The sequence below is a fragment of the Bradyrhizobium sp. IC3123 genome (genome assembly GCF_020193625.1).
GTDB classification, from domain to species: domain Bacteria; phylum Pseudomonadota; class Alphaproteobacteria; order Rhizobiales; family Xanthobacteraceae; genus Bradyrhizobium; species Bradyrhizobium yuanmingense.
Map to the genome: position 1 here is coordinate 88939 of NZ_JADYVF010000020.1, position 9165 is coordinate 98103.

General features: G+C 64.7%; 7 protein-coding genes. 3 read left to right on the forward strand and 4 right to left on the reverse strand.

Features of this window, described 5'->3' with window-relative positions:
• Positions 1–56 precede the first annotated feature (56 nt).
• On the forward strand, positions 57–2267 hold the full coding sequence (locus tag I6F20_RS34960; protein ID WP_036023971.1) for a transglycosylase domain-containing protein: 2211 nt from the start codon (positions 57–59) through the stop codon (positions 2265–2267).
• A gap of 324 nt (positions 2268–2591) precedes the next feature.
• Here I6F20_RS34960 and I6F20_RS34965 read toward each other — a convergent pair whose 3' ends face one another.
• The 4 genes from I6F20_RS34965 to I6F20_RS34980 all read right to left on the reverse strand — a co-directional run bounded on the left by I6F20_RS34965 (position 2592) and on the right by I6F20_RS34980 (position 6932).
• Positions 2592–3431, reverse strand: coding sequence for a M48 family metallopeptidase (locus I6F20_RS34965; protein ID WP_036023974.1), 840 nt, complete (start codon positions 3429–3431; stop codon positions 2592–2594).
• 217 nt (positions 3432–3648) lie between these two features.
• Positions 3649–4977 carry a polyhydroxyalkanoate depolymerase gene (locus I6F20_RS34970; protein ID WP_036023987.1) on the reverse strand — a complete coding sequence of 443 codons (1329 nt, stop codon included), beginning with the start codon at positions 4975–4977 and terminating at the stop codon, positions 3649–3651.
• A 121-nt stretch (positions 4978–5098) separates the two neighbouring features.
• A complete protein-coding gene (locus I6F20_RS34975) occupies positions 5099–5917 on the reverse strand; it encodes an ABC transporter permease (protein WP_036002338.1) in 819 nt (272 codons plus the stop codon).
• A gap of 211 nt (positions 5918–6128) precedes the next feature.
• The gene (locus tag I6F20_RS34980) at positions 6129–6932 is read right to left on the reverse strand and encodes an ABC transporter ATP-binding protein (protein WP_036023980.1); all 804 of its coding nucleotides are present in this window, start codon (positions 6930–6932) and stop codon (positions 6129–6131) included.
• A gap of 119 nt (positions 6933–7051) precedes the next feature.
• Between I6F20_RS34980 and I6F20_RS34985 the strand changes: the two genes are divergently transcribed.
• Positions 7052–8374 (forward strand): ActS/PrrB/RegB family redox-sensitive histidine kinase, encoded by a 1323-nt coding sequence (locus I6F20_RS34985; protein ID WP_225113330.1) that lies wholly within the window; start codon positions 7052–7054, stop codon positions 8372–8374.
• A 102-nt stretch (positions 8375–8476) separates the two neighbouring features.
• The gene (locus I6F20_RS34990; RefSeq protein WP_036002403.1) at positions 8477–9031 is read left to right on the forward strand and encodes an ActR/PrrA/RegA family redox response regulator transcription factor; all 555 of its coding nucleotides are present in this window, start codon (positions 8477–8479) and stop codon (positions 9029–9031) included.
• The last annotated feature ends 134 nt before the right edge of the window (positions 9032–9165 follow it).

Here is a 9165-nt window from a genome sequence, read left to right on the forward strand (position 1 = left end):
CCTTAAACAGCGACCGCTAGCGTCTCGGCGGGGCGGGCTGACCGGGCGTTTTGCGTATGGCGTGGGGAAAGAAGAAGGGTGCGCGGAAGGAGCCGCTGTTCGGCTTGCCCGCGGCGCTCGCCGATCTGCGGCTCACCCCGGCAGACCGCGTTCCCGGCGGCGACGACAAGCCGAAGAAATCCGCGAAGCCATCCGCCAAGCGCAAGAGCGAGGATGCCGGCACCGAGCCGCCGCGCGAGCGCAAGGCGCCAGCCGGCCGCAGCGGCGCCAAGCGTCGAGCGAAGTCGCGTGGCGGGTTCGGTCTCGGCCGCCTGGTCTATTGGGGCGCGGTGCTGAGCCTGTGGGGCGTCATCGCGGTGATCGGCGTCGTGATCTATGTCGGCGCGCATCTGCCGCCGATCCAGTCGCTGGAGATCCCGAAGCGCCCGCCAACGATCCAGATCGTCGGCATCGACGGCAGCATTCTGGCGCAGCGCGGCGAGATGGCCGGCGCCAATGTCGCGCTGAAGGATTTGCCGCCGTATTTGCCCAAGGCGTTCATCGCGATCGAGGATCGCCGCTTCTATTCGCATTTCGGCATCGACCCGGTCGGCATCCTGCGCGCGCTCGTCACCAATTTGCTTCATCGCGGCGTCTCGCAGGGCGGCTCGACCTTGACGCAGCAGCTCGCGAAGAACCTGTTCCTGACCCAGGAGCGCACTATCCGGCGCAAGCTGCAGGAGGTGGAGCTCGCGATCTGGCTGGAGCGCAAGCATTCCAAGGATGAGATCCTGGAGCTTTACCTCAACCGGGTCTATTTCGGCTCGGGCGCCTACGGCGTCGAGGCGGCGGCGCAGAAATATTTCGGCAAGTCGGCGAAGGCCGTGACGGTCGCGGAAGCCGCGATGCTGGCCGGCCTCGTCAAGTCGCCGTCCCGCCTTGCCCCGAACCGCAACCCGGAAGGCGCCGAAGCGCGGGCCCAGATCGTGCTCGCGGCGATGGCGGATGCGAAGTTCATCACCGACGCGCAGGCGAAGGCCTCGATCGGCCATCCCTCCTACAACGTGAAGCCGGCCGGCGCCGGCACGGTGAACTACGTCGCCGACTGGATCGGCGAGGTGCTGGACGATCTGGTCGGGCAGATCGACGAGAGCATCAAGGTCGAGACCACGATCGATCCGAAACTGCAGAGCGTGGCGGAAGCCGCCATCATCGACGAGCTCGCGGCCAAGAGCGTGAAGTTCAACGTCAGCCAGGGCGCGCTGGTGGCCATGACGCCCGACGGCGCGGTGCGCGCCATGGTGGGCGGGCGGAACTATTCCGACAGCCAGTACAACCGCGCGGTCACCGCAAAACGTCAGCCGGGCTCCTCGTTCAAGCCGTTCGTGTACCTGACCGCGCTCGAGCAGGGGCTGACGCCCGACACCATGCGCCAGGACGCGCCGATCGAGGTCAAGGGCTGGCGTCCTGAGAACTACACCCATGAATATTTCGGCGCGGTGACGCTGACCCAGGCGCTGGCGATGTCGCTCAACACCGTCGCGATCCGTCTTGGCCTCGAGGTCGGGCCGAAGAACGTGGTGCGCACCGCACACCGCCTCGGCATCTCCTCCAAGCTCGAGCCCAACGCCTCGATCGCGCTCGGCACCTCCGAAGTCTCCATGGTCGAGCTGGTCGGCGCCTATGCGCCGTTCGCCAATGGCGGCCTCGCCGTGGCGCCGCATGTCGTCACAAGGATCAGGACAGTCAGCGGCAAGCTGCTCTACATGCGCCAGGCGGAGGAGCGCAACCAGGTCATCGACCCCCGCCATGTCGGCATGATGAACGCGATGATGCGGGAGACGCTTGTTTCGGGCACTGCCAAGAAGGCGGAGATCCCGGGCTGGCCGGCGGCGGGCAAAACCGGCACCAGCCAGGATTATCGCGACGCCTGGTTCATCGGCTACACCGCGAGTCTCGTCACCGGCGTCTGGCTCGGCAACGACGACAACTCGCCGACCAAGAAGGCGACCGGCGGCGGCCTGCCGGTCGAAGTCTGGTCGCGCTTCATGAAGGCCGCGCACGAGGGCGTGCCGGTGGCGGCGTTGCCGAGCTCACCCGGCGGCTGGGGCCTGTCGAACCTCGCGCAGGCGGCCTCGCAGGTGTCGCCGCCGACGCCCGCGGCACCGCCACAACCGAACGCCGGCGGCTATCGCCCGCCGCCTCCGACGCGCGCCAATGTGCGCCCCGAGGCGGCAGCCGGGCTCGATGGCTGGCTGATGGACCGGCTGTTCGGCGGGAATCGGTAGTTGTGGGTTGGGACCCTTCGGGCCTCAAAGCACAAACTGCGAAAACAACCCCATGCACAGTAGAAGACGAGGTCCGGCGCGATGCGCGCTGGATGCTGCGAAGCGGTTGATGCGCCGGGATTAATCAGGCAAGCGGCGCAATCGTCGCGAAGTGTGGCGATAATGGAGCGGTGATGCCTGCCCACTCTCTCCTGTCATTCCCCGCGAAGGCGGGGAATCCAGTACTCCGAGGCATCGAGATTCATAACGGCTGCTGCGGCGTACTGGATCGCCCGCCTTCGCGGGGAATGACAGCGCTGGGAGCGCGGCCTGATCTGCGAGGAACTAATCCTCGACGCCATACCGGTGCAGATCATTCCCGTACGTGTCGAGCCACTTCTTGGCGCGCTCCATCGACGGGCAGACCTTGCCGCAGACGCGCCAGAAGCGCGGCGAGTGGTTCATCTCGACGAGATGGGCGACTTCGTGCGCGGCGAGGTAGTCGAGCACGAAGGGCGGGGCGAGGATCAGCCGCCAGGAGAACGACAGCGAGCCGGCCGAGGTGCAGGAGCCCCAGCGGCTGGACTGATCGCGGATCGAGAGGCGCTTGACCCTGACCCCGAGCTCGGCCGCGTAGACCTCCGCCGAGCGCTGCAGGTCGCGGCGCGCCTCGCGCTTGAGGAAATCGCTGACGCGCCGATCGACATGCTCGAGGCCGCCGGCGACGCAGAGAATGCGCTCACCGCTGTCACGCACCTCGGTCCACACCGTGCCGCGGGTGCCGGCGCGATGAACGATGCGATGCGGCGTCCCGCGCAGCGGTATCACCGTGCCCGGCTGGAACGGTGCGGCCTTCGGCAAGCGGCCGAGGCGCGCTGCGATCCACGCACCGTGACGCTGTGCGAAGTCCTTGGCCTCCGCAAGCGTGCCGCGCGGCGGCATGGTGAGGATGGCTTCGCGGTCGCTCGGATGGATTCGGAGCGTGTAACGGCGCGCGCGGCGGTGCCGGCGCAGCCGAATCGCAAAAAATTGCGATCCGTGGGTGATGACGAGGGTCTTCGGTTCGTGGGGCCTACGATAAAGGAGTGCGCGGGTGGCCATGTCTGTCAGTCCGGGGGGCAGGAGGGCGCCCGGATTCTGCCATAACCGCCGCCATGGGAAGCGCTCGGCGCAAAAACAAATCATTTGCCCAATATACAGCGGTCAGGCGTCCGGGAGACCCTACAGACTGGGGTTGGAACCGGCTTTTTTCGCCCCCGCTGGACGCATGCAACACCCCCAAGGGGTGAGGGCTGACTCACTCCTATAAAGCTACCTAAATACCGCGAATCTGGCGTGGAGTTGCGCCCGCCGGAGGCCGCGACAGGGGCCTAAATTTCGACGGGAAAGCCGAAATTCGAGGTTATTCAGCCGCAAGCGCCTGCAACGAAGCAGGATTCGCAGCCGAAACCATGAAGTCGTGAATCCGTGGCACGATCTCCGATTTGAAACGCGATCCATTGAACACGCCGTAATGTCCGACGCCCTTCTGGACGTAATGAACGCGGCGATGATCGGGAATCGCGCTGCACAATGTGTGCGTCGCCTCGGTCTGACCGAGACCGGAGATGTCGTCGTTCTCGCCTTCGACCGTCATCAACGCGACGCGCTTGACCTTGGAAGGATCGACGCGGGTTCCGCGATGGGTCATCTCGCCCTTCGGCAACGAGTGCTTCACGAACACGGTGTCGACGGTCTGCAGGTAATACTCGGCCGACAGATCCATCACCGCGAGATATTCGTCGTAGAAGTCGCGATGCTTGTCGGCGAGATCGCCGTCGCCCTTCACCAGATGGGCAAACAGCTGCTTGTGGGCATCCATGTGCCGGTCGAGATTCATGCTGATGAAGCCGTTGAGCTGCAAGAATCCTGGATAGACGTCGCGCATCATGCCCGGATGCGGGAACGGCACTTTGGTGATGACGTGGTTGCGGAACCAGTCGATGCCGCGCTCCTGGGCGAGATTGTTCACCGCTGTCGGATTGCGGCGGGTGTCGATCGGGCCGCCCATCAGCGTCATTGAGGTCGGCACGAACGGATCGCGCCGCGCTTCCATGATCGAGACCGCCGCGACGACGGGCACGGAGGGCTGGCACACCGCCATCACGTGGGTGTTGCCGCCAAGCACATGCAGCATCTCGATGACATAGTCGATGTAATCGTCGAGATCGAAGCGGCCTTCGCTCAAGGGCACCATGCGGGCATCGGCCCAGTCGGTGATGTAGACCTCATGCGCCGGCAGGAAGGCTTCGACCGTGCCGCGCAGCAGCGTCGCATAATGGCCGGACATCGGCGCCACGATCAGCACACGCGGTTGCGGACTGCGCAGCGGACGGGCGAACTTGCGGTCGAAGTAGAGCAGCTTGCAGAACGGCTTTTCCCAGACCGAGCGGATCTCGACGGGGACCCGGATGCCGTTGACCTCGGTGTCGTTGAGACCCCATTCCGGCTTGCCGTAGCGGCGCGTGGTGCGCTCGAACAATTCGCAGGCCGCGGCGACCGACTTGCCGACCTCGGTGCGCGACCAGGGATTGAGGGGGTTCTGAAACAGCAGCTTGGTCGCGTCGGTGACCGCACGCGCCGGATTGAGAGAGGCGTGCGCCATCTCGTACATCCAGTACATCGGCGTCGTCAGGGCCGGACTGCCTTCTGCCGCCAGGGGCGGTGCGCCGCCGAACTCACCAATAGGCATCGTCATATTCCTCTTCGCATCGCAGCATACTGCCGAATGCGTAATATTGCGTCAATGCATGGTTCCGTACATCTACGTGCCGAAAACCGCCAAATCAGCCTGAATCCACGGGAAAGTGACTTTATTCACCGCCCGACAGCAGCGAGCCGTGCCGCTTTGCGCTGCGCAAAAGGGCAAGGAATGCCCCAAAAGATGCAACCAAAAGGACGGCGTTGATGAGCAACGCCTCCATCATCAGATCGCTCCTAAAGGTCTGCTCGATCAGCAGCGCGCGCATGCCCTCGAAGGCATAGGTCGGCGGCAACGCCCAGGCGACGTATTGCAGCCACACCGGCAACACGCTGACGGGGTAGTAGACGCAGGCAAGCGGCAGGATTGCGAACATCAAGGTCCAGACGATGCTCTCGGCGCCGAGGCCGTTACGCACCACGAGGCCCGAGACGAAGATGCCGACCGACCAGCTCGTGAAGATCAGATTGCAGAAGAACGCGATCAGGGGCAGGCCGAGGGCATAGATGTTGAAGTGAAACAGGAACAGCGCGAGCAGGGTCATCGGAATGATGCCGATCGCAAGCCGGATCAGGCTCATGACCATGAGCGCCAACAGAAACTCGATCGGCCTCAAGGGGCTCATCATGAGATTGCCGAGGTTGCGCGCCCACATCTCCTCCAAGAACGAGATGGAGAAGCCGAGCTGGCCGCGGAAAAGGATGTCCCAGAGGATGACGGCGCCGATCAGCGTGCCGCCGGCGCGCGCGAAGAAATTGGCGTTCTCGGCGATGTAATACTGGAGAAAGCCCCAGGTGATGACCTGCAGCGCCGGCCAATAGAGCAGCTCGAGCAGCCGCGGCCAGGACGACAGCAGCAGATACCAATAGCGCAGGATCATCGCGCCGATGCGGTGGAGCGAGATGCCGCGGTGGAGGGAGAGCTCGGTCATGGCCGTACCCCGTGGCCGGGATGGAAAGTGTCATCCCGGGGCGCGACGTAGTCGCGAACCCGGGATCCATAATCACAGGATTGAATTTGGCGAAGACTCGGATTTACCAGTCTCGCCTCACAGCTGCCGCCTGTGGTTATGGATTCCGGGCTCGCGCTCCGCGCGCCCCGGAATGACGTCGCTCCATTGAAGTTACGATTACAGCTCTCCCTCACCTCACCGCCTCCTTCGCCCCGTTTGCCCGGCCGCGGGCGACGTCGAGAAACACCTCCTCCAGCGTGGTGCGGTTGTAGCGGGCCATGATCGCCTCGGGCGTGTCGTCGTCCTCGATGCGGCCGCGCTTCATGATGATGACGCGGTCGCAGAGCCGCTCGACCTCGAGCATGTTGTGCGAGGCGAGGAGAATGGTGGCGTTGTTGTCCCGGCGATACCGCTCCAGATGCGCCCGCACCCAATCGGCGGTATCGGGGTCGAGCGAGGCGGTCGGCTCGTCCAGCAAGAGCAGCTCCGGCTGGTTGATCAGCGCCTTTGCCAGCGCAACGCGGGTCTTCTGCCCGGCGGAGAGCTTGCCGTTGGCGCGGTCGATGAAATCGCCGAGGTCGAGATCGGCGGCGAGCCTGGCAATGCGCTCAGTGAGGTTCTTCACCGCATAGAGCTTGCCGAACACGGTGAGGTTCTGCCGCACCGTGAGCCGCATCGGCATGTCGACATAGGGGCTTTCGAAATTCATCCGCCCCAGCACGGACGCACTCTCGTCCGGCATCTCGTGACCGAGCACCTGCACGCGGCCGGAGGTCGGCAGCACCAAGCCCATGATCATCGCGATGGTCGTGGTCTTGCCGGCGCCGTTGCCGCCGAGCAGCCCGGTGATGCTGCCGCGCGGCAGCGAGAAGGAGATGTCGTCGACGGCGCGGGTCTGCTTGTAGACCTTGACGAGGTGATCGACGGCAATTGCCGCGGACGAATCTCGATCCGCGACAGTCGGCCGACTTGAAGCCTTGCCATTCTCGGTCATGCTGGCCGTTCTTCTGCTATTGCATCGGCGAGCGCAAGGCTCGATGTAAGGGCTCCTCACCGGGCGGTTCCGTCAGCCCGGCGTCCGTGACCTTGGAAGGCGCCGCCACATTGGCCGATATGACCAAAATTGCCGATTCCGACTTCCATAACGCGCAGCGGCATATCCGGCTGGACACGATCCTGCGGCTGCGCTGGCTGGCGGTGCTGGGGCAACTCGCCGCGATCTTCATCGTGGCCCAGGGGCTGGAGTTCAACGTCGAGATCATTCCCTGCGTCAGCATCATTGCGCTCTCGGCGGCGCTCAACCTCGCACTCCAGACCGCAGCCAATCCGATGCAGCGGCTGGAGCCGATGCAGGCGGCCGGCCTGCTCGCGCTGAACATCGTCGAGCTGGCCGGCCTGTTGTTCTTCACCGGCGGACTGCAGAACCCGTTCTCGTTCCTGTTCCTCGCGCCCGTGCTGATCTCGGCCACGGCGCTGCCGGCCCGTTTCACCTTCGGCCTCGGCCTGCTCGCGGTGGCCTGCGCGTCGATCCTGTTCTTCTTCCATTTTCCGCTGCCGTGGGATTCCGAGGATCCCCTGGTGCTGCCGCCGGTCTATCTCGTCGGGGTCTGGCTTTCGATTGCGCTCGCGATCGGCGTCACCAGCCTCTACTCGTTCCAGGTGACCGAGGAGGCGCGCAAGCTTGCGGACGCGCTGGCCGCAACCGAACTGGTGCTGACGCGCGAGCAGCACCTGACCCAGCTCGACGGCCTTGCCGCCGCGGCCGCACACGAGCTCGGCACGCCGCTCGCGACGATCTTCCTGATCTCGCGCGAGCTGGAAAAGACGGTGAAGGAGCCAAGCATCGCCGCCGACCTGAAGACCTTGCGCGAGCAGACCCAGCGCTGCCGCGACATCCTCAGCAAGATCACCCAGCTTTCCCCCACCGGCGCGCCGTTCGACCACATGAAGCTGTCGGAGCTGATCGAGGAGGTGGTGGCGCCGCATCGCGATTTCGGCGTCGAGATCAAGGTGCGGATCGCGGTGGCCGCGGCGGCGGAGCCGGTCGGCTCGCGCAATCCCGCGATCCTCTACGGCATCGGCAACATCGTCGAGAACGCGGTCGATTTCGCCCGCACCACCGTCGAGGTGAACGCCTGGTGGAACCAGGACCATATCGAGCTCGTGATCTCCGACGACGGACCGGGCATTCCACCCGATATCCTCAACCGGATCGGCGAGCCCTATCTGTCGCGGCGACGCCCCCAGGATGATGGTGGCGGCGAACGGCGCGGCCTCGGCCTCGGCGTCTTCATCGCGCGCACCTTGCTGGAGCGCACCGGCGCGAAGGTCTCGTTTACCAACCGCATCTTTCCGGACCATGGTGCGGTGGTTCAGATCACATGGCCGAGACAGCGTTTTGAGGCTATCGAGACGCTCGAAGAAACAATAGGATAGCCGCGACCTTGCGTCGCACAACGGGGCGGGTCGACCATTTGCCGCCTTGGCACCGCGCGATTGCGACGCCATATGTCGATGCGCTGGAGAGAGGAAACAACCTTGAACGCCATTGCCGACCTGAACGAACAGACCGACCGCTCGCTGCTCATCGTTGAAGACGACAAGCCGTTTCTGGAGCGTTTGTCACGGGCCATGGAGAGCCGCGGCTTTTCGGTGACATCATGCGACACGGTCTCGGACGGGCTTGCGCAGATCGGCAAATCGGCGCCGGCGTTCGCGGTGGTGGATCTGCGGCTCGGCGACGGCAACGGCCTCGACGTGGTCTCGGCGCTCAAGAAGAAGCGGCCGGATGCGCGCGCGATCGTGCTGACCGGCTACGGCAACATCGCCACTGCGGTGACCGCGGTGAAGATGGGCGCGATCGATTATCTCTCCAAGCCCGCGGATGCCGACGACGTCGTCGCCGCACTGCTGTCGACCAACACGGACAAATCCGAGCTGCCGGCCAACCCGATGTCGGCCGACCGCGTCCGCTGGGAGCACATCCAACGCATCTACGAGATGTGCAACCGCAACGTCTCGGAAACGGCGCGCCGGCTCAACATGCATCGGCGTACCTTGCAGCGGATCCTGGCGAAGCGCGCGCCGAGGTAAAGGTCTCGTAGCAACCATTAAGTTGCGGCGGTATTTTCACGCCAGGGCGTACCTCGGGCAACAACGGTGTTGGCGTAGATAAGGAGCTTCCTGGCGCAAGCGATCAGGGCGACGCTGTGCGCTTTTCCTGCGGC